The 26,354-nt window shown below is 53.8% G+C and carries 25 protein-coding genes; 17 read left to right on the forward strand and 8 right to left on the reverse strand.

Features of this window, described 5'->3' with window-relative positions; translation table 11 throughout:
• Positions 1-89: 89 nt before the first annotated feature.
• Both IAE30_RS00485 and IAE30_RS00490 read left to right on the forward strand, forming a co-directional pair.
• On the forward strand, positions 90-968 hold the full coding sequence (locus IAE30_RS00485; RefSeq protein ID WP_200538439.1) for a LysR family transcriptional regulator: 879 nt from the start codon (positions 90-92) through the stop codon (positions 966-968).
• 108 nt (positions 969-1,076) lie between these two features.
• On the forward strand, positions 1,077-2,228 hold the full coding sequence (locus IAE30_RS00490; RefSeq protein ID WP_370585426.1) for a dienelactone hydrolase family protein: 1,152 nt from the start codon (positions 1,077-1,079) through the stop codon (positions 2,226-2,228).
• Between the two features lie 4 nt (positions 2,229-2,232).
• Here IAE30_RS00490 and IAE30_RS00495 read toward each other — a convergent pair whose 3' ends face one another.
• Positions 2,233-3,207, reverse strand: coding sequence for an AEC family transporter (locus IAE30_RS00495; protein WP_045815615.1), 975 nt, complete (start codon positions 3,205-3,207; stop codon positions 2,233-2,235).
• Between the two features lie 91 nt (positions 3,208-3,298).
• Here IAE30_RS00495 and IAE30_RS00500 point away from each other — a divergent pair, with 91 nt between their 5' ends.
• A complete protein-coding gene (locus IAE30_RS00500) occupies positions 3,299-4,186 on the forward strand; it encodes a LysR substrate-binding domain-containing protein (protein ID WP_200677728.1) in 888 nt (295 codons plus the stop codon).
• A gap of 316 nt (positions 4,187-4,502) precedes the next feature.
• A complete protein-coding gene (locus tag IAE30_RS00505; RefSeq protein WP_200677730.1) occupies positions 4,503-5,840 on the forward strand; it encodes a DUF4105 domain-containing protein in 1,338 nt (445 codons plus the stop codon).
• Positions 5,841-5,857: 17 nt separating this feature from the next.
• Here IAE30_RS00505 and modA read toward each other — a convergent pair whose 3' ends face one another.
• Both modA and IAE30_RS00515 read right to left on the reverse strand, forming a co-directional pair.
• On the reverse strand, positions 5,858-6,571 hold the full coding sequence (modA, locus tag IAE30_RS00510) for a molybdate ABC transporter substrate-binding protein (RefSeq protein WP_200677732.1): 714 nt from the start codon (positions 6,569-6,571) through the stop codon (positions 5,858-5,860).
• A complete protein-coding gene (locus IAE30_RS00515) occupies positions 6,540-7,610 on the reverse strand; it encodes an ABC transporter substrate-binding protein (RefSeq protein ID WP_200677734.1) in 1,071 nt (356 codons plus the stop codon). Before IAE30_RS00515 ends, modA begins: the two co-directional genes overlap by 32 nt.
• Positions 7,611-7,829: 219 nt before the next feature.
• Between IAE30_RS00515 and leuE the strand changes: the two genes are divergently transcribed.
• The 8 genes from leuE to IAE30_RS00555 all read left to right on the forward strand — a co-directional run bounded on the left by leuE (position 7,830) and on the right by IAE30_RS00555 (position 15,819).
• On the forward strand, positions 7,830-8,468 hold the full coding sequence (gene leuE / locus IAE30_RS00520; protein ID WP_200677736.1) for a leucine efflux protein LeuE: 639 nt from the start codon (positions 7,830-7,832) through the stop codon (positions 8,466-8,468).
• A gap of 336 nt (positions 8,469-8,804) precedes the next feature.
• Positions 8,805-9,791, forward strand: a complete 987-nt coding sequence (locus IAE30_RS00525; RefSeq protein ID WP_200677738.1) for an ABC transporter substrate-binding protein — start codon at positions 8,805-8,807, stop codon at positions 9,789-9,791.
• A gap of 61 nt (positions 9,792-9,852) precedes the next feature.
• A complete protein-coding gene (locus tag IAE30_RS00530) occupies positions 9,853-10,698 on the forward strand; it encodes an ABC transporter permease (RefSeq protein WP_200677740.1) in 846 nt (281 codons plus the stop codon).
• Positions 10,698-11,459: an ABC transporter ATP-binding protein gene (locus IAE30_RS00535; RefSeq protein WP_200677742.1), complete on the forward strand. Its 762-nt coding sequence runs from the start codon at positions 10,698-10,700 to the stop codon at positions 11,457-11,459. Before IAE30_RS00530 ends, IAE30_RS00535 begins: the two co-directional genes overlap by 1 nt.
• An 18-nt stretch (positions 11,460-11,477) precedes the next feature.
• Entirely contained in the window at positions 11,478-12,806 is a 1,329-nt protein-coding gene (gene hisD, locus IAE30_RS00540) for a histidinol dehydrogenase (protein WP_200677744.1), read from the forward strand.
• Positions 12,799-14,094, forward strand: a complete 1,296-nt coding sequence (locus IAE30_RS00545) for a hypothetical protein (RefSeq protein ID WP_200677754.1) — start codon at positions 12,799-12,801, stop codon at positions 14,092-14,094. Before hisD ends, IAE30_RS00545 begins: the two co-directional genes overlap by 8 nt.
• A 1-nt stretch (position 14,095) precedes the next feature.
• Positions 14,096-15,061: a zinc-binding dehydrogenase gene (locus tag IAE30_RS00550; RefSeq protein ID WP_200677765.1), complete on the forward strand. Its 966-nt coding sequence runs from the start codon at positions 14,096-14,098 to the stop codon at positions 15,059-15,061.
• 5 nt (positions 15,062-15,066) lie between these two features.
• Positions 15,067-15,819: an SDR family NAD(P)-dependent oxidoreductase gene (locus IAE30_RS00555; RefSeq protein ID WP_234472645.1), complete on the forward strand. Its 753-nt coding sequence runs from the start codon at positions 15,067-15,069 to the stop codon at positions 15,817-15,819.
• Here IAE30_RS00555 and IAE30_RS00560 read toward each other — a convergent pair.
• Together IAE30_RS00560 and IAE30_RS00565 are read right to left on the reverse strand one after the other, a co-directional pair.
• A complete protein-coding gene (locus IAE30_RS00560; protein ID WP_200538452.1) occupies positions 15,812-15,976 on the reverse strand; it encodes a hypothetical protein in 165 nt (54 codons plus the stop codon). The two genes, IAE30_RS00555 and IAE30_RS00560, sit on opposite strands and share 8 nt — an antisense overlap.
• Positions 15,977-16,080: 104 nt before the next feature.
• Positions 16,081-16,917 carry an undecaprenyl-diphosphate phosphatase gene (locus IAE30_RS00565; RefSeq protein ID WP_200538453.1) on the reverse strand — a complete coding sequence of 279 codons (837 nt, stop codon included), beginning with the start codon at positions 16,915-16,917 and terminating at the stop codon, positions 16,081-16,083.
• Between the two features lie 438 nt (positions 16,918-17,355).
• On the opposite strand from IAE30_RS00565, the gene IAE30_RS00570 reads away from it, so the two are divergent.
• The 3 genes from IAE30_RS00570 to IAE30_RS00580 are packed head-to-tail and all read left to right on the forward strand — an operon-like array spanning position 17,356 to position 20,807.
• Positions 17,356-18,804, forward strand: coding sequence for an amidase (locus tag IAE30_RS00570; protein WP_200677769.1), 1,449 nt, complete (start codon positions 17,356-17,358; stop codon positions 18,802-18,804).
• Complete coding sequence (locus IAE30_RS00575) at positions 18,797-20,107, forward strand: cytosine permease (protein ID WP_200677778.1); 1,311 nt, start codon at positions 18,797-18,799, stop codon at positions 20,105-20,107. The genes IAE30_RS00570 and IAE30_RS00575 overlap by 8 nt, the downstream gene beginning before the upstream one ends.
• On the forward strand, positions 20,100-20,807 hold the full coding sequence (locus tag IAE30_RS00580) for a cysteine hydrolase family protein (RefSeq protein ID WP_200677780.1): 708 nt from the start codon (positions 20,100-20,102) through the stop codon (positions 20,805-20,807). The genes IAE30_RS00575 and IAE30_RS00580 overlap by 8 nt, the downstream gene beginning before the upstream one ends.
• Here IAE30_RS00580 and IAE30_RS00585 read toward each other — a convergent pair.
• Together IAE30_RS00585 and IAE30_RS00590 are read right to left on the reverse strand one after the other, a co-directional pair.
• Positions 20,796-21,698, reverse strand: coding sequence for an alpha/beta hydrolase (locus IAE30_RS00585; RefSeq protein WP_200677782.1), 903 nt, complete (start codon positions 21,696-21,698; stop codon positions 20,796-20,798). The two genes, IAE30_RS00580 and IAE30_RS00585, sit on opposite strands and share 12 nt — an antisense overlap.
• 99 nt (positions 21,699-21,797) lie before the next feature.
• Entirely contained in the window at positions 21,798-23,129 is a 1,332-nt protein-coding gene (locus IAE30_RS00590) for an aspartate aminotransferase family protein (RefSeq protein ID WP_200677784.1), read from the reverse strand.
• 97 nt (positions 23,130-23,226) lie between these two features.
• Between IAE30_RS00590 and IAE30_RS00595 the strand changes: the two genes are divergently transcribed.
• Entirely contained in the window at positions 23,227-24,126 is a 900-nt protein-coding gene (locus IAE30_RS00595) for a LysR family transcriptional regulator (RefSeq protein WP_200677786.1), read from the forward strand.
• 195 nt (positions 24,127-24,321) lie between these two features.
• On the forward strand, positions 24,322-24,606 hold the full coding sequence (locus tag IAE30_RS00600; protein WP_200677788.1) for a hypothetical protein: 285 nt from the start codon (positions 24,322-24,324) through the stop codon (positions 24,604-24,606).
• Positions 24,607-24,651: 45 nt separating this feature from the next.
• On the opposite strand, the gene betA is transcribed toward IAE30_RS00600, so the two are convergent.
• Entirely contained in the window at positions 24,652-26,331 is a 1,680-nt protein-coding gene (gene betA, locus IAE30_RS00605) for a choline dehydrogenase (RefSeq protein ID WP_200677796.1), read from the reverse strand.
• Between the last annotated feature and the right edge of the window lie 23 nt (positions 26,332-26,354).

Consider the following 26,354-nt stretch of genomic DNA (forward strand, 5'->3'; position numbering starts at 1 on the left):
TAAGCGCACCATTGTAAGGATTTTGCTGTCTGCTAGAATTACCGCAAATAGAGATGGTCAGTTTCGTAAAACGATCAGATGGAGAGCAGATGGACAGAGTGACAGCGGCATCGGTCTTTAATCGCATCTGCGAACTTGGCAGCCTAAGTGCTGCGGCGCGAGCGCTGGCTATCTCCCGGCCGATGGTGAGTCGTTATCTGGATGAAATGGAGAAATGGGCGGGTGCACGTTTGCTGCACCGTTCATCACGTCGCCTGACCATCACCCCAGCTGGGGAAAAAGTGCTGGAGAAAACCCGCATGCTGGCACGCCTGGCTGATGAGATCACCGGGCAGGGTGAGCCGGGGGAACCACAAGGGACATTGCGCGTAGCCTGTGCGCATTCCACCGCGACCCATATTCTGGGGCCGATGATCCCGGCATTTTTGGCTCGCTATCCACTGTTGCGCATTGAGTTAGAAATCAACAACCAGCCGGTCAGCCTGGTGGGTGAGCGCATTGATGTGGCGGTCAGGATTACGGACAACCCGGAACCGGGCGCGATTGCCCGCCGTCTTGGCGAGTGTGTTTCCGTGGTGTGCGCGGCACCCGATTATTTGCGCAAGCATGGCATCCCTGAAACGCCGCAGGATTTGGGTCAGCATAACTGCCTGCACTACAGTCGCTTTGCCGGGCAGAGCTGGCAGTTCAACGATGCCAATGGCGATGCGCTGACGACCGCTGTGAGCGGCAACTTCAGCGCCGGTATCTCATCAGTATTGTGTGATGCAGCCATCGCCGGATGCGGCCTGGCCATGGTGCCAGAAATGGAAGCGCGTATCGGAATAGCCAACGGTCAGTTGCAGTGCGTGCTGCCAGACTATACGCCGAAAACCCTGGGTATTTATGGGTTGTATATGTCGCGCGAGCGCCAACCCGCCGCATTGCGGCTGTTTCTTGATGCGGTGCAGCAACAGCTGGCTTCATAAGATATGGGGTTGGATCTCAAGTAAGGCCTTGTACAGTTTTTATCTCCAGATTAGGTGATAGTATCGCCCGAAAAAAACCACTGAGTGTTAATAAGGGAGTATTCACTGGTGCGCCGGTATTTTATAAGCAGTTTTCTCATCATCGGTTTATTGGGGAGCAGTTGCCTGAGTCACGCTGAACAGACAACCGGCGCTCCGCAACTCGCGGGATTGATACGTGAGCCGCTCACATTAACCGTAACCTTGCCGAACGGGCAACACGCGGCGTTGGATGCGTATGTCACAAGACCCGATACCCCAGGCGTGTTCCCGATTGCGCTGATCACTCACGGTACTGATGGTAACGAGCAAAGCGATCGCCAACAGCTCACTCCAAACCGATTCTCTGCAGCCGCCATCACCTTTGCCCGACACGGTTATGCCGCTGTGGTGGTGATGCGTCAGGGCTATGGTCAATCGACCGGCCACAACGATTATCAAGGCAACAGCTGCGCCCATCCGCAACATGCGTTAGCAGGGAAATTGGCGCGAGAGGATCTCCTTGCGGCATTGGTGGCGATTCGTGAACAGCCATGGGCAGCACAACATCAAGCGGTGCTTGTCGGTCAATCATCCGGTGGATTTAGCGTGCTCGCCGCCAGTGCCCTGAATTCGCCCGGCGTACAGGCTATTATCAGCTTTTCAGGGGGGCGCGGTGCCATGGGTGAGGGCCAGGTTTGTGATAAAACCTCACTGCTGGCGGCGCTAAAATCTTATGGTCAAACCGCACACATCCCAACGCTCTGGCTTTACTCCGCCAATGATCAGTCGTTTTCACCCCAGCTTGGCAAGGAGATGTTTAAGGCTTACCGTCACGCAGACGCTAAGGGGAAGCTGGTCACTCTGCCGGCCTTCGGTGACGATGGACACGATTTACTGATTTCTGCACCAGAGGAATTCTGGTGGCGCAGCGTCTCGTCGTTTCTGAGCCAGCAACATTTGCCGAACCATGAAGTGGTGTCGATTTCCAAAGTCGTGCTTGCTGCACCGGCAGGATTGACCCCTTCAGGTCAACAGGCGTTCAAACATTACCTGTCAGATCGCGGCTATGAAAAAGCGTTCGCCAGCAATGGTGAAGGTGTGTGGGGAAGCGCCCACTGGGCTCGCACCCAGCAGGATGCGAACCATGAAGCGCTGGCGTATTGCGAGCAGTACCGTGAGAAAGGAGAGGCGGCTTGCACAGTCTACGCCGCTGGAGATCAGCGCTCAGCGGCGAAATGAAACACTATGCGATCGGCGTCACCTGCATAAAGTGCATGATCGCCACCAATGTGACAATCGACAGCACCGTGGAGATCAGGATTGCACCAGAAGTGATTTGTGCATCGCGTCGGTAATATTCTGCCAGCATAAAGGGGCCGGTGCCGGTGGGCAGTGCTGCCAGCAGTATCGCCATGTTGGTCAGGTCCTGCGGCAGATGGAACAGCCAAACGGCTAAGATCCAGGTCAGCAGTGGCTGCATCACTAACTTGGCAACCACCACCAGGCCCACCGTGGTGAGGCTCATTTTGGCCGCAGTGGGCAATTCGCTCACCCTGGCTTTTTGTCGGCTGGCAAGAAACACTCCTAAACACACTAGCGCGCAAGGGCTGGCCGCGCCGCCGAGCAATTTCAAGAAAGTTTCAACGCTGCCTGGCATGGTCAAATTCAAGCTGGAACACGCTGCGCCCAACAGCGGCGAGATGATCAGGGGATTTTTCAGAATGGCGCGCAGTACTTTGATCGCCAGGCGATGAAATTCACGTTCACTCTGCAAACCAATCTCGATCATCGCGATGGCAATTGCGAACAGGATACACGCCACCACAATGGTGGCCGTGGTGGTCGGGATCAGGCTGCTTTTACCAAAAATCAGTAACAACAACGGGAAACCCAGATAGCCGGTGTTGGGATAGGCGGCGGCAACGCCATCGACGCTGGCATCGGCAGTGGATTTGCCTTTGAATTTTTGGCAGGCAAACACGATAACAAATGACGCGGCGCAGGAAAGGGCAAACGCCCAGAAGAATCCCGGTTGATAAATGGTATGCCATGGCGTGTGTGCCATGATGTCAAACAGCAGCGCGGGCAGCGCCAGCCAGACCACAAATTTATTCAGTTCCGTCGCCGAGGTCGGCCCTAATACACCCAGCATGCGGCAAGCGTATCCCGCCACAATCAAGCCGAAAACCGGCAAAAGAATCAGAAACGTAGCTATCATTGTGTCCTCCCAGTAAGCTGAAGGACTCTAGTGCCTTTAGTGATGCAGATCCAATAGCAAATTTGGCCGGGATTGATACGGAAAATGAATCATGCTTGATGTGAAGCCGCTGCGGTATTTTATCGCGCTGGCAGAAGTGAAAAATTTCCACCGTGCCGCGGAACGTCTGCATCTGTCACAGCCGTCCTTAAGTCGCCATATCGCTGCACTGGAAAAAGCGGTGGGTACACAGCTGGTGGAACGCAATACGCGCCAGCTCATGCTGACGCCCGCCGGTGAGAGCTTCTACCAGGATGCACGTAAGATCCTCGAATCACTCCAGCAGGCGCAACAACTGGCGCGTGACACCGCAGCGGGCAAATCGGGTTTATTGCGCGTGGGTTTCACTATGTACTCTGCACACAGCGTGATCCCGGAATATGTGCGATTGATCCGCCATCACTTCCCCAATATTGCTCTGGAGTTGGAAGAGGCGGTCACTGAAGACCTGCCGGATAAAGTGCTGGCTGGTGAAGTCGATTTAGCGGTACTGGTGGAAGGAAGTGCACGCGTGGGCATGCAGACATTAACCGTGTTGACCGAGCCTTTATGTGTGGCCATGTCGCGCACACATCCTAAAGCGAGAAGTCGGAAATTGCAGATCGAAGATCTGCGCGAGGATCCTTTTGTGATGACTTCCGCCAGCGCGGGGAGCCGGTTAACCGCAGTGATCATGGATTATTGCCGGGCTCATGGTTTTGAACCTATGGTCAGTCTGCAAGTTCGTCTGCAACACACCATGCTTAGCCTGGTCAATGACGCCAGTTATGTGGCATTGGTGCCTTCGTCTGTTCAACAACTCAAAATGGATGGCATCGTCTTCAAACCGTTGGCGGATGCGCCACAGGTCAATCTCGCCGTTGCCTGGAGCAGTGATAACCGCAATCCCTGCCTCAACAGTTTTATAAAACTGCTCATTCAGCGACATGCACCGGTGTGAAATCGACGCCAGCCGCATGATCTTCTGCGTTCCAGCCACTATCAACAATTAAATCAGATAATTAGAAATTTAAACTTCCAGCAACCAGTGGCGGTTTCAGCCTGAAATCGCCACAAATACGGCATCGTGCTGTTCAAAAAATGAGCCAATATTTACTTTATCATTAAGCCAATTTTAATCTTCACCACGTAGAGTGCCCTCACAGTCACAACCATCAGTAAACGAAGTCAGAATTGCCGAGGCCCGACAGAACTCCTGTTATTTGCCCGCGTCTACAGAGCGTACTGAGCTGTGTGTTATCCGCTGGAGAGTAGCTTTGCTGCGACTATTATTTCTGTTGATGGGTGGACCGGCATTAAGAGCGGGTTGGCCTTATCTCGCCGGGCTTGGCCTGCTGTGCACGAGTGCCAGCGCCGGGATCGCTATGGATTTGTTGCAACATGGAAGTTTATCGTTACCTTTGCATATTTTAGGGGTATTGCTGGCGGTAGAAGGGTTAGCCGAAGCGATGGGGGCAATCTATTCACCCGCCGGTATTGCCTGGCCACTCCTGATGAAATCTGCTGGGTTGATGCTGTTTGGCGTCCTGGTATTCATTGCACCGCATGACAGTAGCTTCTGTTTATCACTGGGCTATGCGTTGATTTTTCTTTTGGATGGCGGTTTTCGTGTTATCTCATGCAGCCTGATGCGCTGCCGACGCTGGACGCGAAAGTTCGGCCTGGGATGCGCAGAAATCCTGTTCAGTGTCCTGATTGCCACCCATTGGCCGCTGGCACCGCATGTGATTGTGCCACTGTGTTTTGCACTTTTGCTGGCAGGTTGGGGCATCAATCTATTGTTTATGGGAGCGCAAATTCATGCGCTGCCAGACAACACCAGTGTTACCGCACTGCCTCTCTTTACCCGCAAAGGGCTGCGTGCGCGGCATGGATTGAATTATGAACATCCGCCGCTGCAGGCTGGGCATGCCAGTGTGCCGCTCAATGTCTACATCTGGACGCCGCTGGGTTCGGGCGATGTCGCCGGACGTCGTCCATGGTTTGACCGTTGGGTAGCGGCGATTGACCATCGCGGTGAAGTGTCAACCGGTCACACGTCTTTAGAGATGGGGGAAGAACTCTATATCAGTCTTTACCCGGTTGATGACGTCTCGCGCAGCTTGCGCGGTTTCCTGCAAACGCTATGCGCAAAAGAGGAGTTTGACGTTGAGGGCTGCTTGCTGCCATCACTGGACAGTGAGATCAAAAGGTGGTGTCGTCCGGATAAACGTCTGGTTCTCACGCACTACAATCAGGCAGCATTGCGCAATTACTGGCGCACGAATGCAACGGATACCCGCTATAACCTCACATCACGCAACTGTTCGACCAGCGTAATACAGGCACTGGATGTAGCCACTGAAGGCTTGTTAGGTGAACAGGGTTTAAAAGGTCTTTGGGTTCTCCTCAATCCCGATTTTTGGTTGTTGAGTCTGGTACGCAGTCGTGCTGAGGGTATGACCTGGACGCCAGGACTGGTGATGGACTACTGCATTTTGCTGCGCCGGGTGCTGGAAGCCAATGAGCAAACCAGCCGATATCGCAAAATCCTTAACCGTTTGAGAGTCGAAATGCTGGGCGCACGGATGGTCGTGCGCAGTTTGTTACGCTAACTGTTTGAACGTAGAACTCAGGTAAAACCATGTTGTCGCAGAATGGTTTTGGCCGCTGCGCTACTGAGAAAGGTGGCGAGGGGGGCGGCTGAGTGTGTGAGCATTGCCCAGGCATATTCCGCCTGAATGTTGAACGGTTTAGGGATGAGAAATACCTGCAAATGTGAATGATGAATTAAGCGTGGGGCATAGCTGGCGTAGCCAATGAAGAGATCTGCGTGCTTTTGGTCGATTAACCATTGTGCTGCCAGTTCGCCCGTTGGGACAGCCAGACTATCGATGCCGCCCACCAGCTGACGCGCGCGCTGCTTCAAACGTTCCCCCCAGCCCGGATAAGCCTGTTCGATCTTGCCAAATAGCTGCCAGGTGTAATCACCGGAAGGGTCGCTTAACGGCGTTGATGTCGCCAGCCGCAGATCGTCACGTTGTAAAAGTGACAGCCAGGTGCTGTTTTTGGTGACAACGTCACGCCTGGCGGTCAAACATAAGCTGTTTGCGGTAAACTTACCGGTGTCGGTTGCCAGGCCGCGCTGTAAAAGCGTGGCCGGATGATGAAGATTGGCGGAGGCAAACAGATCGCAGCGTTCACCTTGCTCAATCCTCTGCCGAAGCAGGCCAGCTGGTCCAAATTGGGTGTCGGTCGTCAGGCCAGACTGATGATGAAAGGCTGTCATCAGATCCGGCCAGACACCGCGCAGGCTACCGGCTGCCAGAATGTGTAGCGTTGTCATGATAGGCGGTCCGATAAAAATGCTGATACCAGCGATCAGCCTGCTGTTGCATATCAATATCGCGGAATTTTTCCGGATAGAGTTTCTTCGCCATCCAAAATTCGCCTAAGCCGATGGCTTCTGGCATCGGATAGCCCCAGGCTTTGGCATATTCTGGCATCAACCAAACCCGATGATGCTTCACCGCGTCAATGGTGCGCCAGCGAGGGTCCTGTTGAATTTCATCCACCACCTGCGGATACCGATCCTGGACAAAAATCACCTGAGGGTTCCACGCCACAACTTGTTCCATACTCACTTGCTTGAAACCTTGCACGGTCGATGCCGCGACGTTGTAGGCGCCCGCGTGCGACATCATCAATCCGGTATATTTGCCAGAACCATAAGTGGTGAGATCCGGATTGGCCATATAAGCGCGAACACGCTGTTGCTCAGTTAACCCTTGCAGACGATCGCTCACCTGTTTACGTCCGGCAAACGCCGCCGCAATCAGCTCTTTTGCCTGTTGCTGCTTATTCACCACCTCGCCAATCAAGGTAATGCCTTCTGTGATACCCAGATCGTAGGCCTGATCCTCATTCTGCATGCTGGGGTTGATCTTGCCTTGTTGTCCCGCATCGTCATGGCGTAAAGAAATCGCCAATACCGGAATGCCCAGCGCCGAAATCTGGTCAATCATCTCTTTTGGCGCGTAGTTGGTGACAAACACCACCTGCGGATGCAGCGCCACCAATTTTTCTAAATCGACGTGGGTCAGATCGCCCAGCATGGCTTTCTGCGTCAGCTCTGGCACCAGTTGCGCGTAGCCATCACCTAACTGTTGCTTCCAGTTCGCGAGGATGCCGACGATCTTATCGGTCGCATTGAGTTGCACCAGCAGATTCAGCGTTTGGTGCTGAAGTACCACCACGCGATCAACCTGATCAGGGATCGTCACCTGGCGGCCAATCTGATCGGTCACCACCCGACTGGCGAAGGTGTTTAAAGAGGTAAAGGTGAGTAAGCCCGCCAGAATCAGGCGGTTAAGCGTTGTGTTCATGAGTTATTCCTGCAGCGTAATGCACAGGATTATATAGCGCTAATTTGCAGACGCCTATGACTGATTATGCGGCACGCAGTCGTCGGAGGACATGGCACAGCGTCATCTGCTACTATATCGGCCCAATTGCAGCGTGATCCGCTGTCAATTTTCACCTGTCAAATCAAAACAAAAGTCATCGGGCGAATCAACCTGCATGGCGGTGGAGTAGTGGTTGTTATGTTGCACGATTTAGGAATTATTAATGTCTGGACGTTTCTGGCGGGTGCGCTGGTGATTATTCTGTTGCCCGGCCCGAACAGTTTATACGTGCTGCGTACCGGGATGAGCCGCGGTGCTAAAGCGGCGTCTAAGGCGATAGCAGGGGTGATGATGGGTGACCTGATTCTGATCTTCCTTGCCTGGGCCGGTGTCGCCACGCTGATTCGCACCAGTCCGCACATTTTTATGGTGGTGAAGTATTTAGGCGCAATGTTCCTGCTCTATCTGGGTGTAAAGATTATTCTGGGTGCATTGCGCAAACGTGAAGGTCATCAGCCCGCTGATGCCGTCAAAGTCGAGAACTATTTCCTGCGTGCGCTGTTGCTGGGCGTGACGAATCCGAAAGCCATACTGTTCTATGTCTCATTTTTCATTCAGTTTATTGATCCGGCTGTCACGCATACTGCGCCCGCCTTTGCGGTGCTGGGTTCAATGATTCAAGTGATCAGCCTGAGCTATTACCTGATTTTACTGATGGCAGGCAGTGTGATGGTTCGCTTCCTGAAGAATCGCACGCGTCTGGTCAAGCTGGGCAATATGCTGACGGGCATGCTGTTCTTTGGTTTTGCTGTGCGCTTGATGAGTGCACAAAGTTAATTTTATTCCCATCGCTACTCTTCAGGAAACAGCAGGAAAACCTGCTGTTTCCCTTTTCGGGTAGCATTTAAATCATTCCTGGCTTTTCTACTCCCACCTAAATTTGTTGTGACCCGCCCAGCTTTTTTCTTTTTAATTATTCGACGTCCTTCATCTGCAGGATATTGTTTGCCATAGTGCAGTGCACTATTCGCGTGCACCGTTAGGGCGCAGAAAACATTAACCACTGCGGACACCAGCGGCTATTTAACTGGCATCACTCTTGCATATTCTTGTATATACATGAGTGTATCACTTATCGCTAACACCCAATGATCATAACAGAAGGAAATAACTATGTTTTCTCTCCATGCTGTGAAGAAATCGGTTTCTCATGTTTGCTGCTTAGGTTTATTCACACTTGCGGCGCATTCTGTTTATGCCGCGGAAGCAGCCCCGGTAAAAATGGGGGTTGAACCCTGGTTGGGTTACGGTCAGTGGCACATCGCCTCGGCAAAAGACCTTTTTGCCAAATCGGGATTGAACAAGGTTGAAGTCATCAACTTCGCCGAGGACAAAGATATTAATGCCGCACTGGCGAGTGGTCAGATTGATGCCGCTAACATCGCCACGCACACCGCAATGGGGATGATTTCTGCCGGGCTGCCGGTAAAAATCGTCCTGGTGCTGGATCAGAGCAACACGGCAGACGCCATTCTGGCGAGCAAAGAGATCGGCAGCGTCAAGGATCTCAAAGGCAAACAGGTGGCATATGAAGAGGGCACCACCAGTGACATTTTGTTGCGCAGCGCACTGGCTTCGGCAGGATTATCCTTTAGTGATATTAAACCTGTGCCGATGCCTGCAGCTTCCGCTGGCAGCGCCATCCTTGCTGGACGAGTCCCCGTAGCAGTGACTTATGAGCCGTACCTCAGCGTGGCAAAGAAATCAGACCCCAATATTAAAATGCTGTATAGCGGATCTTCCGATCCAGGTTTAATCAGTGACGTGCTGGTCGTGCGTGATGATTTTATTAAAAGCCACCCGGATGAAATCAAAGCATTAATTAAAACCTGGGGTGCTGCGCTCGATTTTTATAACGCAAATATGACTGAAGGTCGCGCCATTATTTCTAAAGCGGTGGGCGCTACGCCCGCGGATCTCGATACCGCCTTTGATGGAGTGAAATATTTTACCTTAGATGAAAACAAAGCCTTCCTGTCACATGATTTCACCAGCAAAACGTTCCCACATATTTTAAAAGCGGCAACGGATGCCGGGATTGTGACCCAACCGGTGACGCCTGCTCAAACTATTGATGCAGAGTTTGCCAATCAGCAGTAAGCGTTGATACCGCCTCTTTGCTGGATTATCCAGCGAAGAGGCATGGAAATCAGGAGGGGGCATGAGTTCAGTTGAGTTGCAGCGGGTTAATCGGCAAGCGCAGAAAAAACGCCGTCGGAGTCATCTTTTAACTATTGGTAAAGAGCCAACGCGAGCCCAGTTCTTAACTATCGCGATTCTGGTGTTCGTGTGTCTGATTCTGGCCTGGTGGCTGGCTACCTCCTCAGGGGCAATCAAGCCTATTTTTCTACCGGGTATTGAGCGCGTCTGGCATCAGATGGTGACGCTGGCACAGAACGGTACGTTACAAAGTGATATCGCCAGCAGCCTGTATCGTATGGTGATTGCGTTTGCTATCTCCTCGATCATGGCGATTTTCATTGGGGTTCTGGCGGGTTGCTACGGTTTGTTCAAGGCCATAGTCGAACCTCTGGTCGATTTTATTCGCTATATGCCGGTGGTGGCGTTCGTCCCTCTGACCATTTTATGGACGGGCACTGACGATATTCAAAAATTCCTCGTGATCTGGATTGGTACCTTTTTTCAGCAGGTACTGATGATGATCGATGCCATCAAGCGCGTTCCACCTGATTTCGTTGGGCTGGGTCGCACCCTTGGTTTATCCGACCGCAAAATATTACTGCGAATTGTCATCCCCTCAGCTTTACCCGCGATTTGGGATGCATTGCGCATCAGCCTTGGTTGGGCATGGACGTGGTTAGTGCTGGCAGAATTGGTGGCTTCAACCTCGGGTTTGGGCTACCGGATTGTGGTTTCCCAACGCTATTTCCAGACCGACACCATCATTGGCTACATCCTGTTGCTGGGGCTGCTGGGCCTGATTACCGATCAAATCATGCGCGCTGCTGAGCGTGTACTGTTCCGTTACAACCGGAGGCGTTCCTGATGGCGAGCTTAACGATGAATCAACTGGAAAAGAGTTTCGCACAGGGGAAATCTCGTCGTCGCGTGCTGCACGGTATCGACCTGACGCTCAATGACAACGAGTTTGTCTCCATTGTGGGGGCTTCCGGCTGCGGCAAAAGCACACTGCTATCGATTGCGGCCGGTCTGGAAGAGTTTGACAGTGGCGATGTGCTGGTGGATGGGCAACCGATTTCCGGCCCAGGACTGGATCGCGGCGTAGTATTTCAATCTTACACACTACTGCCGTGGCTGACGGCGCGCGGCAATATCGAATTTGCCTTAAAGGCTGCGGGCACACCCAGCAGCCAGTGCCGGGAAATTGCGCAGCAACACCTGGATTTGGTGAAACTCGGTGATGCCGCCGATCGCTGGCCCAGCGAGCTCTCAGGTGGGATGAAACAGCGTGTGGCTATCGCCCGCGCGCTTTCGTACCGCCCCAAAATTCTGTTAATGGATGAGCCTTTTGGCGCGCTGGATGCCATGACACGTCATCAGATGCAGCAGTTACTGATTGAGATCTGGGAAAAGCATCGCCTGACGGTGATGTTTGTCACGCACGATATTGAGGAAGCCGTCAGGCTATCAGATCGCATTGTCGTGATGGGCCCGGGGAAAATCGATACCACCTTCGCGGTGAACTTACCGCGCCCACGTCATGAGGGTATCAATCGTGTACCGGAATTTATCGAGCTGCAGCATCAGGTACTGAGCCGCATTCACCAACACGAATTCACGCACTGACAATATTGAGGATTCACTATGGCCGTTTCATTTCATGATCTGTCAACGTCTGACGTATTACCTGAGCAGCTGTTCAAACGCACCGAATCTGATCTGTCGAGTTTTGCCGAAAAGGTGAAACCGATTATTGAAGCGGTCAGAACTGAAGGGGATCAGGCGTTAATTCGTTTTGCCCGTGAATTTGATGGCGTGCAGCCAGAAACCTTTGCCATTAAGGCTGACCAACAGGAGTTCGATGCGGCATTCGAACGCGTTGATCCGCAGGTGATCGACTCGATCCGTTTCGCGGTGGAGAATATTCGTGCTTTCCATGAAGCACAGAAGCCTGAAGAAATGTGGTGGAAAGAGATGCGTCCTGGCGCTTTTGCCGGTGACCGCCATGTTCCGATTGATGCCGTGGCATGTTATGTCCCACGCGGTAAGGGCTCATTTCCCAGCGTATTGCTGATGACAACCATTCCCGCCATTGTCGCCGGTGTGCCCCTGCCAATCGTGATTACGCCGCCAGGCCCGGATGGCACGGTTGATGACGCAACATTGGTTGCTGCGCGGTTGGTGGGGATTGAGCACGTCTACAAATGTGGCGGAGCACAAGGGGTGGCTGCCGTGGCGTACGGCACGGAATCCATCCCGAAATGTTTAAAGATTGTGGGTCCCGGCAGTCCCTGGGTGGTGGCCGCCAAACGTCAGCTCGCGCATTTGATCGATCCCGGCGTGCCAGCGGGCCCAAGCGAAAGCCTGATCTTAGCGGATGACTCGGCGAAGGGGGCGTTGGCGGCACTCGATCTGATTATCGAATCCGAACATGGGCCGGATAGCTCAGCCTATCTGGTGACGTCCAGCCGTCGTGTGGCGGAAGAGGCCATCGCCGCGCTGCCGGGCTACTGGCAGCAAATTGGTGAGAAAAGGGCCGATTTTTCCCAGCGCGTACTCTGTGGCGACCACGGCGGCGTGATACTCACCAAAGACTTCGCCACGGCGATTGAATTCGTCAATGCGTACGCCCCGGAACATCTCGAAGTGCTGGCGCATGAACCGATGGATGTGATGATGAAAATCCGCAATGCCGGTGAAATTCTGCTGGGAGAGCATTCGCCGATTGTACTGGGTAACTTCGTGCTCGGCCCCAATGCGGTGTTGCCGACCAATGGGGCGGCAAAAACCGCAGGGCCGCTCTCGGTGTTTGACTACATGAAACGGATGTCTATCGCGTATATCACTAGCCGGGGCTATCAGGAATTGGCGCCAAAAGCGAAACGTTTTGCGGAATATGAAGGGTTCCCTGGCCATGCTTTAGCGGTGTCAGACGTCCGACAGACCTTGCTGAAAGGTGATCGCGATGAGTGATCGCCTGCGTCCTCCACTTGCGGCGGAAGCGCGTCGTTTAACCAAAGAAAACCAGTGGGAACGGGCCAGCGAGAAACTTCAGCAGCTGATCGCGGATGTCACGGGGATCGAAGCCCTCAGCCTGCAGATCAACCGCGATCAATACAGCCTGAACTCGTTAAATGGTCGCGTGGTGCTCGCGGATGGGCGCACGCTGTTTTTCAAATTCCATCACGAGGAAGGGGAAGAGCACACCATTGATGAGTATTATCGCGCTGAACTGCTGCGGGAGCACGGTTTCGCTGTCGATGTCCCGGTCTACACCTGCGGTGAGCCAGGGCGCCAGATTCTGCTGTATTGCTTACGCAACGATCAGCGTCTGGCGGATGCGTGCCGTGAGGTGGAATCCAGCGTGGACGGGGCGCAATCAACAGCGATCATTGAGGCTCAGCGTCGCGCCGATAGCGATATTCTCGCTCACACCTTGCCCACGTTACGCATGGCAACGGCGGCTGAAGTGGCCGCCGAATCTATTCATCAATTGTTCTGGAATCGACTGGTTTCCGAGGGTGATCGGGATGGATTAGGCGGGCGAGTGGCGCAGTTCTATGTTGGGCAACGCTTTACGCTGGGCGAGGTGCAGCTCGATTGGGAGACCCTGAGTCAGATGCACTGGCAGGTCAACGGCGTATTCTATCCACAGACACTCCATCAACTGTTTCTGGCCGCGGGACAAGTGCTGAACCCTGCTGCGCTGGCGTCACACGGTGTGGTGGTGGCGCATGGTGATGCACACAATGCCAACGTGTGGTACGAAACGCAGCACGCCGAGCCTAAATTAGTGAGTTTCGACCCTGCTTTTGCCGGTAGCAATATTCCCGCCTTGCTGGCTGAAATCAAAGCCACTTTCCATAACATTTATGCACATCCATGCTGGTTGTATGAACCTGACGATGCCGCTGCCCGCTATCAGGTTAACGTGCGGTGCGAAGGCGACAGGCTGATTGTTGATCATGACTGGCAACTCAGCCCATTACGTCGCGCCTTTCTGACGAGTAAAGGGGATCTGTACTGGAAGCCTTTGCTTGCAGACCTGCAGAAGAAAGGCTGGTTACCCGGCAACTGGCAACAGATCCTGCGGCTGGCGCTGTTTTGCTGCCCAACGCTGGTCATGAATCTACGTGCCGGCTCATCCAGTCAACACAACCCGACCAGCTCAGCGATTGGTTTCTCGGTAGCGGTAATGCTGGCGTGCGGCGGAGAGGATGAATTCACCCACTGGATCGACAGCCTGATCACGGAGAACTGATATGAAAGCGGTGCGCCTCAACAGTATTGGTCAGGTCAGTGTTGAAGAACTTCCCCTGTCTGATTTGCCCGTTGGATGGGCCAGAATTAACGTGCATTCAGCGGGAATTTGCGGCTCTGATTTACATAATTTCAAAACCGGAAAGTGGATTGCTCATCTTCCTGTGACACCGGGGCATGAACTGTTCGGCGTTATTAGCGAAATCAACGGAGAGAGCGAGCACTTCCAGCTGGGGATGCGTGTGGTAGCAGACTCACGCGTGTACTGCGGCAATTGCGCATTTTGCTCGTCGGGAGCGATGAATCTTTGTGAGTCATTGGGCTTTGTCGGGGAAGTGTTTGACGGCGGTTTCGCTGAACAAGTGGCGTTGCCGTTAAGCAGTTTACTGGCGGTACCCAACACGATTCCCGATGAGATAGCGGTGTTGAGTGAGCCGTTAGGCGTGGCATTGCGGGTGGTGAATCAACTCAATGTCGCTGAGGGTGATGCTGTGTGTGTCACAGGCGGCGGAACGATCGGAGGTTTGACCGCCTTATTGCTGCACCGCTTAAAAAAATGTCAGGTGCAGCTCATCGAACCGAATGCCCAGCGCTATCAATTGATGGCTTCTGTGGTGCCGCTGGTCACAACGGGAAAATATGCCTTTGGTGTTGAAGCATCGGGATTTCCGGCCGCACTCTCACAGCTGATCGCGGGGATCAACTCCGGCGGCCGTATTGCGATGGTCGGGATTTTCCATCACACAGACGGCATCGACCTCAATGCGTTAGTGGAACGGGAGATCACGCTGGTGGGTTGCAGCGTCTTCCAGCATGAACAGCAGGCGGCATTGGAGGTCATGGCCTTGCTGGCGGATGACCTGGCCCGGCTCATCGCACCGTCGGTGCAGCTGGATGACGTGCCTGAAACCTATCAGACACTGATCGCGGGTAAATCAACCTTCCTGAAAACGGTGATAAAAATATGAGTGTCATGACGTCATTTTCCTTACAAGGTAAAAACGCATTGGTCACTGGCGGGACGCGTGGCATTGGTTATGCGCTGGCACAAGCACTGGCTCAGGCCGGTGCACGTGTCACGATCACCGGGCGAGATGCCGTTTCGCTACAAGCGGCGGTGGGGCAGTTACGCGACGCTGGCGTTGAGGCCCATGGCCTGATTCTGGATGTCACGCAGGCTGCGAGCATTCAACAGGCGGTTGCCGCTGCGGGGCGAGTGGACATTCTGATCAACAATGCCGGCACCGAACAGATTCGGCCCTCGCTCGAAGTGGATGAAGCGTTGTGGGATACCATTGTCGGGACTAATCTCAAGGGCGCATTTTTTTGTGGTCAGGCAGTGGCGAAAAACATGGTTTCCGCTGCATCCGGCGGCGCGATCATTAATGTGTGCTCGCTGACCACCTGTGTGGGCGTACCCGGCGCCGCAGCGTATGCCAGTTCAAAGTCAGGCCTGGCGGGGATGACGCGCACGTTGAGCGCAGAATGGGCTGCGCATAACATTCGCGTGAATGGCATCGGTCCCGGCTATTTCGCAACGGAAATGACGCAGGTTTTTTATCAGGATGACGCATGGCGCGATGCAATGCAGAAAAAAATCCCACTGGGTCGTTTTGGCGAACTCGACGATCTGGCCGGCAGTGTGGTTTTTCTCAGCTCAGAATCTGCCCGATATATTACCGGGCAGATTCTGTATATCGATGGGGGATATCTGGCGTCTATTTAGCCTGCAACACCTCTGGCTGCAGGTCGGAAAGGGTATTGCAGTCACCAGGCCAGTGTGCGGTCAATTTCCCCTCTGCGCCACCATCAATACAGTCGAAAGCAAAACTGAGCAATATGCGTTTGGCTTTTGCGCGCAGTTGTTCTGGATTGAGCTTCATCTTTATCTCTGTCTGTCATTCGAGATTGTGTGCCTGTATAGATAACTTGCAGGCAGCATGCCAATGATTTCACTGCTAAAGTTCACAGAAGCTCAATCCGCGAGTCAGCCTAACCAACCAATCAGTGCCGCAGCGCACAGACAATAACCGCCAAACAGATGCCAGCGATCATGCTCCAGCCAGCGGGAAAGCCAGCGTAGCGCCAGAAGTCCGGCGACAAAACTGAGTAGCATGCCCACCAGGCTGGGCAAAAGCACGCCACTGCTCACGGCGGCCGTGCCAGCAGAACCTGAACTGAAAGCACGCAGACCCTCTTTGACGATCACCGCCGGTGTCAGCACCACGGCTAACGCAAAGCTAAATTCTTCCGCACGTTGCCGGGCCACGCCCAGGGAAAGACCGGTAGAAATGGTGGCGCCAGAACGAGAAAAACCACGAAAGGGCAGACACAACCCCTGAACGAAACCAATACCTGCGGCGCTTAAAGGTGAAAGTTCGCCGCGATCTTTTTCTTTCAGGCGTGAAGAGAGGATAATTAATAAGCCTGCGGCAGCGAGACCACTGGCGATTATTTTGCTGTTACTGAACAACGATTCAATTTCAAAAGTATCGGCATTCGCGGCGAAGAAATATTTAATCAGCTTCATTAGCGCCAAACCCACTACGCCGGTCACTGCGGTGGCGAGAATAATTAAAAATACATTCTTCTTAAATGCACGGCCTGAACTGAAATAGGTCTCCCGCCAGTTATTCCAGAAGTAAACAATCACCGCGAACATCGTGCCGGTATGCAGCATTACCAGCAGCAGTGTCATATCGGGGGCCGCAGGGTCCAGTCCCAGGAGTTTCTCCGTCATAATGACGTGTGCAGAGCTGGAAACCGGCAGTAATTCTGCCAGCCCCTGAATTACGGCCAGAATGGATACATCGAAATAATTCACCCGTTCGCCCTCAGATAAAATAGTGGAAATTGAGTCGTGACTTAACCTCGCACACCCTGACACATTTCTCATTTTAGTCGTGATAAGTATTATCCTATTCGTGATGTCGTTTATGAAATGTTTACTGAATTAAAAATCGAATAATACGCAGGTGACAACTGTATGACGTGGCGCTGCATTTTTCGATGATGTTTTACCCAGCCGGGCACGTTAAACGACGCTGAAAATAGCCAGCATCGGTGCTTACCAAAATGGCGCATCGCTGCGCTATTTTTGTGCTTCCTGTCAAACCGAATGCATGACAACGAAACATAAGTATTCGATCTTGTATCCAAGTCCGTATCCCATCAGGCGTTATCTTCTCATCGCCAATTGTTGGCATCTTCTGGCACGCAAACTGCATTAATCCCGTTAAGTGACCAAATCGGGAGATGAATCATGTTTGAGGCTTTACTGGATGAGGATGCTACTGCCCTGGCAGCGCTGATCCGCAATGGCGAGGTGTCTGCCCGTGAATTGACGCAAGCCGCGTTGGATCGCATGGAAAAACGCGAGCCATTGATTCAGGCTTTTTGTACGGCGTCACCCGAGTTGGCGTTACAGCAGGCATCAGCGGTGGATGCGAAGCGTGCACGCGGTGAAGCACTGGGTGCTTTTGCGGGTGTCCCATTGGCGGTTAAGGATCTCATTTGCACGGCGGGTGTGAAAACAACCTCCGGTTCAGCAGCCTATGCTGATTTCATTCCTGAAGATGACGATATCACCGTCGAGCGCCTATTGGCTGCTGATGCGGTGCTGCTGGGGAAAACCACTGCGCCCGAGTTTGGTTATAGCGGCGTTGGGCACAATCCGCTGTTTCCTTCACCGCGCAATCCCTGGGATTTGAGCAAAACGCCCGGCGGTTCCAGTGCCGGATCCGGCGCGGCGCTCGCCGCTCGCCTTTGCCCGATTGCATTGGGCAGTGACGGCGGCGGATCGGTGCGTATTCCAGCGGCGCACTGCGGCGTTTATGGATTCAAGGCCTCGATGGGGCGGGTGCCGTTATGGCCCGGTTGCCGGGATGAACGCTTTCCCGGCGTCTCGAGTTGGGAATCACTGGAGCATATTGGACCGATGACGCGCACTGTGCGTGACAGCGCACTCATGATGTCAGTGATGGCAGGGCCGGATATGCGCGATCGTCACTCCATTCCCTGTAGTGACGTTGACTGGATGCTCACCCTGAATAAACCCTTAAACGGACTGCGCATTGCCTTCAGTGCCGATTTTGGCTATATCGCCGTCGATAAGGAAGTTCGTGACGTTGTCACTAAGGCGGCGCGCCATTTTGCGAGTGAACTGGGGGCGGAACTAGAAGAGGTGGATCCCGGCATTGCCGATGAGGGTGCCACTTTTGCTGCGCTGGTGGCCTTTGAAAGCGATCTTACCGGCATGCGAAAGATGCAAAACGATTTGGGTTCACGCATGTCGCCTCATCTGAGCGCCATGTTGCAACGCGAGTGGCGCGCTGAACACTTTACCGACGCCAATACCGCACGTAAGAAGATCTGCAATCAGCTGTGGCGATTTATGCAGCGTTACGACTTGCTATTGACGCCAACGCTGGCAGTACCGCCGTTCCCGCTCAACATGCAGGGACCAGAAATCATCGATGGGCGCATGGTGCGCAGCGATCACTGGTTGTCGTTCTGTTATCCCTTCAATTTCACAGGCCAACCGGCGGCCTCAATCCCTGCGGGCTTCACCGCCAGTGGCTTGCCGATTGGTCTGCAAATCGTGGGTCGTCATCTGGACGATGGCCTGGTGCTGGCGGCAAGTGCCGCTTTCGAGCGCATCCAACCGTGGAATCACCTTTATCCTGACTTAATCGGAGTTGCCCATGAGTAACAAATCCTCCCCTGCGCTGGAGCAGGAATTTGAACACGAGCCGGTTCCTTTAAGTCACCGTCACTCGACGCGATCGGTATCAGCTGTCTGGTTCGGTTTCCCGATGATCCTCACCAACGCGTTGTTTGGTGGCATTATTACCTGGCATTTGGGTTTCTGGCCCGCACTGATTGCCATCCTGCTCGGCAATCTGGTGCTGTTCGCTTATGTTGGCGCACTGAGCTGGTTTGCAGGTAACACCGGGATGAATTTCGCCCTGCAGGCAAAGCGTACCTTCGGCACCAAAGGCTATATCCTCGTGTCCGGTTTTCTCTCGACCGTCGTGATTGGCTGGTATGCGTTTCAAACGGGATTAACCGGTACAGTCATTAACCAAACCTTTGGCTGGAACGCACTCGCGGTGACCGCTATCGCCATGATGCTGTATACCGGCGTCACCTTCCTCGGCGTACGTGCGTTGTCTATTCTGGGAATGATTGCCGCACCGCTGTTTGTGGTGCTCGGTTTGGTCGCACTGTGGTTGATTGGGCAGGATCACGATTTCAGCACCATTACTCAGTTCAAAGGCAGTACTGGCGCAGTCGGCGCCATGAGTATGGGAACGGCGGTGACGATGGTGGTGGCGGGATTCGCCGATTCGGGCACCATGACCGCGGATTTCACCCGCTGGTCGAAGGACGGCAAATCAGCGGTTATCGCGGCGTTTTCCGCTTTTCCTATGGCTAATGTGATCTCTTATCTGTTCGGTGTAGTGATTGTGGCGGTGGGCGCGGCGGTTGATCCGGTCAATAATGGCGGTAATTTCCTGCCAATGCTGATGAACCACGGCACGTTACTCTCCATCATCGCTTTCTTGTTTGTTTTCATTAATCTCGGCTCTGTTTGCACCCATTGTTTGTACAACGGTGCCGTTGGCTTTAGCCATCTGTTCAGCAGCAAGATGCGAGTCTGGACGTTGATCCTCGGCGCCATCGGCGGAGCGTTGGCGCTGGCGGGCGTGTGGTCCTACTTCCTCGAATGGCTGAGTTTGCTGGGCATTGTGGTGCCACCCTTCGGCGCGGTAATGATCGTCGATTTAATCTTCATGGCCAAAATCAGTGAGCAGCGCAAAACGCGTCGCCTGCGCGGCAGCGCTTTCGCGGCCTGGGCGATTGGTAGCTTGTGTGCGGTGCTTGCCCACATTGCCTTCCCGAAGTTTGGTGAAGCGGTGATTGGTCTGGTGACGGCAGCAGCCAGTTACACCCTGATAGTCAAACTGAAGCGCGAAAACACCGCCAGCCTGATGGAGCAGAAAAATGCCTGAGTTCACTATTGATTCAACACCTTATCCTTGGCCTTTTGATGGGCGGTGTACGCCTGCGGATACCGCACTGATCGTCATCGATATGCAGACCGATTTCTGTGGCAAGGGCGGTTATGTCGATAGCATGGGGTATGACATCGCACTGACCCGCGCTCCGATAGCGCCTTTGCAGCGCGTACTGGCACGCATGCGGGAGTTGGGCTTCCCGATCATCCATACGCGTGAAGGCCATCGTCCCGACTTGAGTGATTTGCCGGCCAATAAACGCTGGCGTTCAAAGCGGATGCAGGCGGAAATCGGTGCCCCCGGTCCCTGTGGCCGTATTCTGGTGCGCGGTGAGCCGGGTTGGGAAATTATCCCGGAGCTGGCGCCACTGGCGGGTGAAACCATCATTGATAAGCCCGGCAAAGGCTCTTTTTATGCCACCGACCTTGAATTGATCCTACGTAGTCGGGGCATACGCAATCTGCTTATCTCGGGCATCACTACTGATGTTTGTGTGCATACCACGCTGCGCGAAGCCAATGATCGTGGCTTCGAATGCCTGGTGCTGTCCGATTGCTGCGCCGCGACTGAGCTTAAACATCACGAAGCGGCACTAAGTATGATTCATATGCAGGGCGGCATTTTTGGCGCGGTGGCCAGTTCGGAGACCTTGCTGACGGGCCTGGCACAATCTTCCGTCGCGTTAAGCGTTTAACCATTGCAGATAATGTCCCGGCCACTCAGTCGTTTGTGTGCCGGGCTTACCCAATCCAAAACCATGACCCCCGCTGGGATAGCGATGCATCTCAACCGGCACGTGCTGTTGCTTACACGCGGCAGCCATGATCAAAGTATTGTGCGGATCGGAAACAGGATCGTCTTCGGCCTGAACCAGGAAAAACGGCGGTGATTGCGGATTAACGTAGGATTGCACCGACCAGGCGGTATCCGCGCTGAGTGATGCATCTTTCCCGACCAACACTTTATGCGTGGAGGTGTGTGCATAAGGTGGCTCAAGCGTAATGATGGGATAGATCAGCGCGGCACGATCGGCCGTTGCAGGGAGATTGTCCAATGCATCACTGGCCTGATAAGCGTGAAAACCCGCGCGGTTCGCCGCCATTCCCAGCAGGTGACCGCCAGCCGAAAAGCCTAATACGCTGACATTATTCTCACGGTGACGCACGATACGCAGTGCGCGCTGTGCATCCTGAAGTGACACTAACGCGCCATCTTTCCAGCCTTCCTGCGGCAGGCGATGACTCAGCACATACGCTGTGTAGCCTTGATCCGCCAGCCACGCTGCAGCGGGCCAGGCTTCTTTGCCCATTTCGATACGCGTATAGCCGCCGCCAGCCGCAATCAGTACGGCGCGTCCCTTTGGCTGAACCGGCTTGAAGACGGTGAGCGTCGGCATGGCAATATTGCGCTGTGCGCCTTTGGCACTAAACGTCATCGCCCCTAAAGGTCCACCGCCACCCGGCGGTTGTTTTGGCCACAAGGGCAAGACCTGCGCGGGTTTTGGCGCAGAAGCGGCCAGGCTAAAGCCGCTGTGCGCAGCAAACGGGGAGAGCAGTAAACCGGTAAGAAAGTGGCGACGAAGCATGGCCGATCCAGACTGAATACAAAAAAGGTATTGAATCAGAAGAATCGGCAGAGAGTATGAAGAAGATGTTGTTAAGTATGACTAATCACCTCATTTTCCTTATGCGATCTGCTGCAACGTCTCACCCACAGCGTCAAACAAACGATCTAACTCGGCAGGCTGTGTATTGAACATCGGGCCAAACTGCAGCGTATCGGCACCGAAGCGCACATAAAAACCGGCTTTCCACAGCGCCATACCCGCTTCAAACGGCCGAAGTGTGGCATCGCCGTCGCGTGGCGCAAGCTGGATGGCACCCACCAGACCGCAGTTGCGGATATCGATGACGTTTGGGCAATCACGCAGCGCATGTAGGGCGTGAGCAAAGTGTGGTGCCAGCTCGGCGGATTGCGTAATTAGCGCGTCATTTTCCAGTAACGCCAGCGTCGCCAGGCCCGCTGCGCAAGCCACCGGATGGGCAGAATAGGTGTAGCCGTGGGCGAATTCCACCGCGTGTTCTGGCAACTTTTGCGCCATAAAGGTGCTGTAAATTTCGCTGCTGGCGACCACACCACCCAGCGGAACCGCACCATTAGTGATTTGTTTGGCGAAATTGAGGATATCAGGCGTGACGCCAAAGTATTCAGCACCGCTCCAGCGGCCCATACGGCCAAAACCCGTGATCACCTCGTCAAAAATCAGCAAGATATCGTGCTGCGTGCAGATTTCGCGCAGGCGTTGCAGATAGCCTAGCGGCGGAATAATGGCGCCCGCAGAGCCAGAAAGAGGTTCAACAATCAAGGCGGCGATGTTGGACGCATCATGCAGCTCAATCAGTTTCAACATCTCATTGGCCAATGCCACGCCGCCGGTTTCGGTCTGACCAGCAGTGAAGGGCAGATCGGTTTGCAGCGTGTGCGGAATATGGTCAACATCCATGAACTGACCGAACATCTTGCGGTTGCCACCAATGCCGCCCAGGCTGGTTCCGGCGATATTCACGCCGTGGTAACCTCGCGCGCGTCCGATAAATTTGGTTTTCGCCGGCTGGCCTTTGATGCGCCAGTAGGCGCGTGCCATCTTCACCGCCGTGTCTGCTGATTCCGACCCCGATCCGGTAAAGAACACATGGTTCAGGTCTCCCGGCATATGTTGGGCAATCTGGTCTGCCAGCTGAAATGACAGCGGATGACCGTACTGGAAGCCGGGTGAATAATCGAGTGTGCCCAGTTGTTTCGCCACCGCCTGCTGGATTTCACTGCGGCAGTGGCCCGCGCCACAGGTCCATAAACCGGAAAGGCTATCAAAAATCTGCCGTCCTTTATCATCAGTCAGCCAGCGGCCCTGTGCGCCGACAATGATACGAGGATCGCGCTGGAAATTACGGTTGGCAGTAAACGGCATCCAGTGCGCTTGCAGATTGAGATCGGTAGTGTTGACAGCATCAGACATGATGTTTCTCCAGACAGGTGTATGAAGAGTTTGCATTTAACGGTTAGTTAAGTTAAATCCCTATTAATTCATCTTCAGTTATTGATTTACTCACCTAATGAAAAGCAAATCGCTCGCGCAGGTTACCGACTTTGATCTCAAATTATTGCGCCTGTTCAAAACCGTGAATGAGAGCGGCAGCTTCTCTGCAGCAGAAAGTTTGTTGGGCATGACGCGATCGGCCATTAGCTTGCACATGGGCGACCTGGAAAAGCGGCTTGGCATGAGATTGTGTCAGCGCGGGCGCGCGGGTTTTGCCTTGACCGAAGAAGGGCGTGAGATCCTGCGTCATAGCGACAGCATGATGGCGGCTATCGAGCAGTTTCGCTTACAAGTCAACCAGATGCACAAGCAGCTGCGCGGGGATTTGAATATCGGGATTATTAACAATCTGGTGACTCAGCCGCGCATGAAAATCACCCATGCGCTGGAAAAACTGCATGAGATAGGTCCCGACATTAGACTGAATATCAGCATGATGACGGCTGCAGAAATTGAAAGAGGGTTGATGGATGGCCGATTGCACGTCGGTGCACTGCCGGTGACTTCGCCGATTTCCGGCCTGGATTACATGCCGTTGTATGATGAGCGATCGCAGCTTTACTGTAGCGACACCCATGCGTTGTTTTCCCACGAACCTGACGATGCGCAACTAAAAGGGTGCGATGCGATTGCGCCTGCTTTTCGCATGACGGCAGAAGCCATTGCCATGCATCAGAAACTCAATTGCAATGCCACAGCAACCGACCGCGAAGGCATAGCCTTTTTGATTCTTACCGGGCGCTTTATCGGTTTTCTGCCCGACCACTATGCTGCACAGTGGGTGGAGAAAAAGATCATGCGCGCCATCGCACCGGAACGTTTCCACTTCACCAGTAAGATCGCTGTGGTGACGCGCAAAGGGCGCAGCCAGAATGCCATTCTTGAACGATTTATGCAGGCGATTGAGTGGGAATGAGTTTTACCACAAGGCGTAAAACGAGCACGTTACTAGTTACAACATACTTTTATATTTACATTCATACGCTAAATTCTGGCTCTCTAGCGTCATCGGTTAAACAGGAATGAAAAGGGATCGTCTGGATGAACTAGCAGCCAAATGCTGGACTTGATACCGACATAATTGGAGCAACGCCCCTCTAGCCTGATATTTTTGGCGCACTTAATCAATCCCAGCTTACATCGTGTGCTGCTGGATGAAGTGCCGCTCTCTGAACGCAGCGCTCACGAAGAGTTTGAGCAGCAGTACGCGGAGTTTTATCGACAGTTCGTCGTCAAAACAATGAATACGGATTCAGATCGCGTATCGGTGGTCGCTATTGTTTTGGCTTCTGCGGTTGAGGGGGTGGTGCATGATGCCGCCAGACGTGATCAACTGGGCGCAGATGACATCAAGGTCGAATTACAGCGGCTGATCATGGCCTATCTGCAAAACTAGCGAGAAAAGAGCAGGGTGACGCGATCGTCACCCTGAGAGAGGCGCTTAGGCCCGTTTCGGTTCACCACGCACCGGCAAATCTCCGGCGACGAAGTAATCTGCTTCGCTACGCGGCAACGGCTGGCGACCACGAATGTTATCCGCGATCTTTTCACCGATCATAATGGTGGTGGCATTCAGATTGCCGGTGATGATCAGCGGCATAATCGACGCATCCACCACGCGTAACGCCTGCAATCCATGCACACGGCCTTCGCCATCAACCACCGCCATGTCATCACTGCCCATTTTGCAGGTGCCACACGGGTGATAGGCGGTCTCGGCATGGTTGCGCACAAACTCATCCAGCTGTTCATCGGTCTGGCAATCGAGGCCCGGACTGATTTCCGCGCCGCGATACTTATCCAGCGCGGGCTGATTGATGATCTGGCGCGTAATACGAATCGCATCACGAAATTCCTGCCAGTCCTGCTCATGTGCCATGTAGTTGAACAAAATAGCCGGATCACGACGCGGGTCGCGCGATTTAATCTGTACATGCCCACGGCTCGGTGAACGCATTGACCCCACGTGACACTGGAAACCGTGTGCTTCAACGGCGTTGGAGCCGTTGTAATTAATCGCCACCGGCAGGAAGTGATACTGAATGTTCGGCCAGGTAAACTCCTCGCGGCTGCGGATAAAACCACCACCTTCAAAATGGTTGCTGGCACCGACGCCAGTGCCGTTGAACAGCCACTCTGCACCGATTTTCGGCTGGTTCCACCATTTCAGTGCGGGGTAAAGTGAAACGGGTTCTTTACACTCATACTGCAGATACATTTCGAGGTGATCCTGCAGGTTTTCGCCGACGCCGGGTAAATCATGCACCACTGGAATATCGAATTTATTCAGCAGCGCCGCAGCGCCTACACCGGAACGCTGCAGAATCTGCGGCGAGGCAATGGCACCGGCGCACAGTAACACTTCACGGCGCGCATGCACCTGATGTGAAGTATTGCTTGAGCCTTGCAAGTATTGCACGCCCACCGCGCGCTTGCCTTCAAACAAGATGCGATCGGTAGTGCCATGGGTGATGATCTTCAGGTTCGGACGCACTTTGGCGGTATCGAGATAGCCACGCGCGGTGCTGGATCGACGACCTTTTGGCGTAACGAAGCGATCCATCGGACCAAAGCCTTCCTGCTGATAGCCGTTCAAATCTTCCGTGCGCGGATAGCCTGCTTCAACACCGGCTTCAATCATCGCGGCAAACAGCGGATTATTACCGGGCTTACAGGTGGTGATGCTCACCGGACCTTCGCCGCCGTGATAATCGTTGGCACCGATATCGCGGGTTTCTGATTTGCGATAGTAGGGCAGACAGTTCAGATAGCTCCAGCTTTCCAGGCCAGGCTGCTGCGCCCAGTTATCGAGGTCCATGGCGTTACCACGGATATAGCACATACCATTAATCAGTGATGATCCGCCCAGTCCTTTACCGCGTCCGCACTCCATGCGGCGATTATTCATATGCGGTTCTGGCTCGGTTTCATACGCCCAGTTATAGCGTTTGCCCTGCAACGGATAAGCCAGCGCGGCTGGCATCTGTGTACGGAAATCGAAGCGGTAGTCAGGGCCACCGGCTTCTAAAAGCAGCACATTCACACTGCTGTCTTCGGTCAGTCTTGTTGCCAAAACGTTCCCTGCGGATCCGGCTCCGATAATGATGTAATCAAATTCCATTAGTCGCTCCTCAGGTTAAAGCT

Origin of the sequence: Pantoea sp. S61 (assembly GCF_016625145.1) — a bacterium.
Lineage (GTDB): Bacteria > Pseudomonadota > Gammaproteobacteria > Enterobacterales > Enterobacteriaceae > Pantoea > Pantoea rwandensis_B.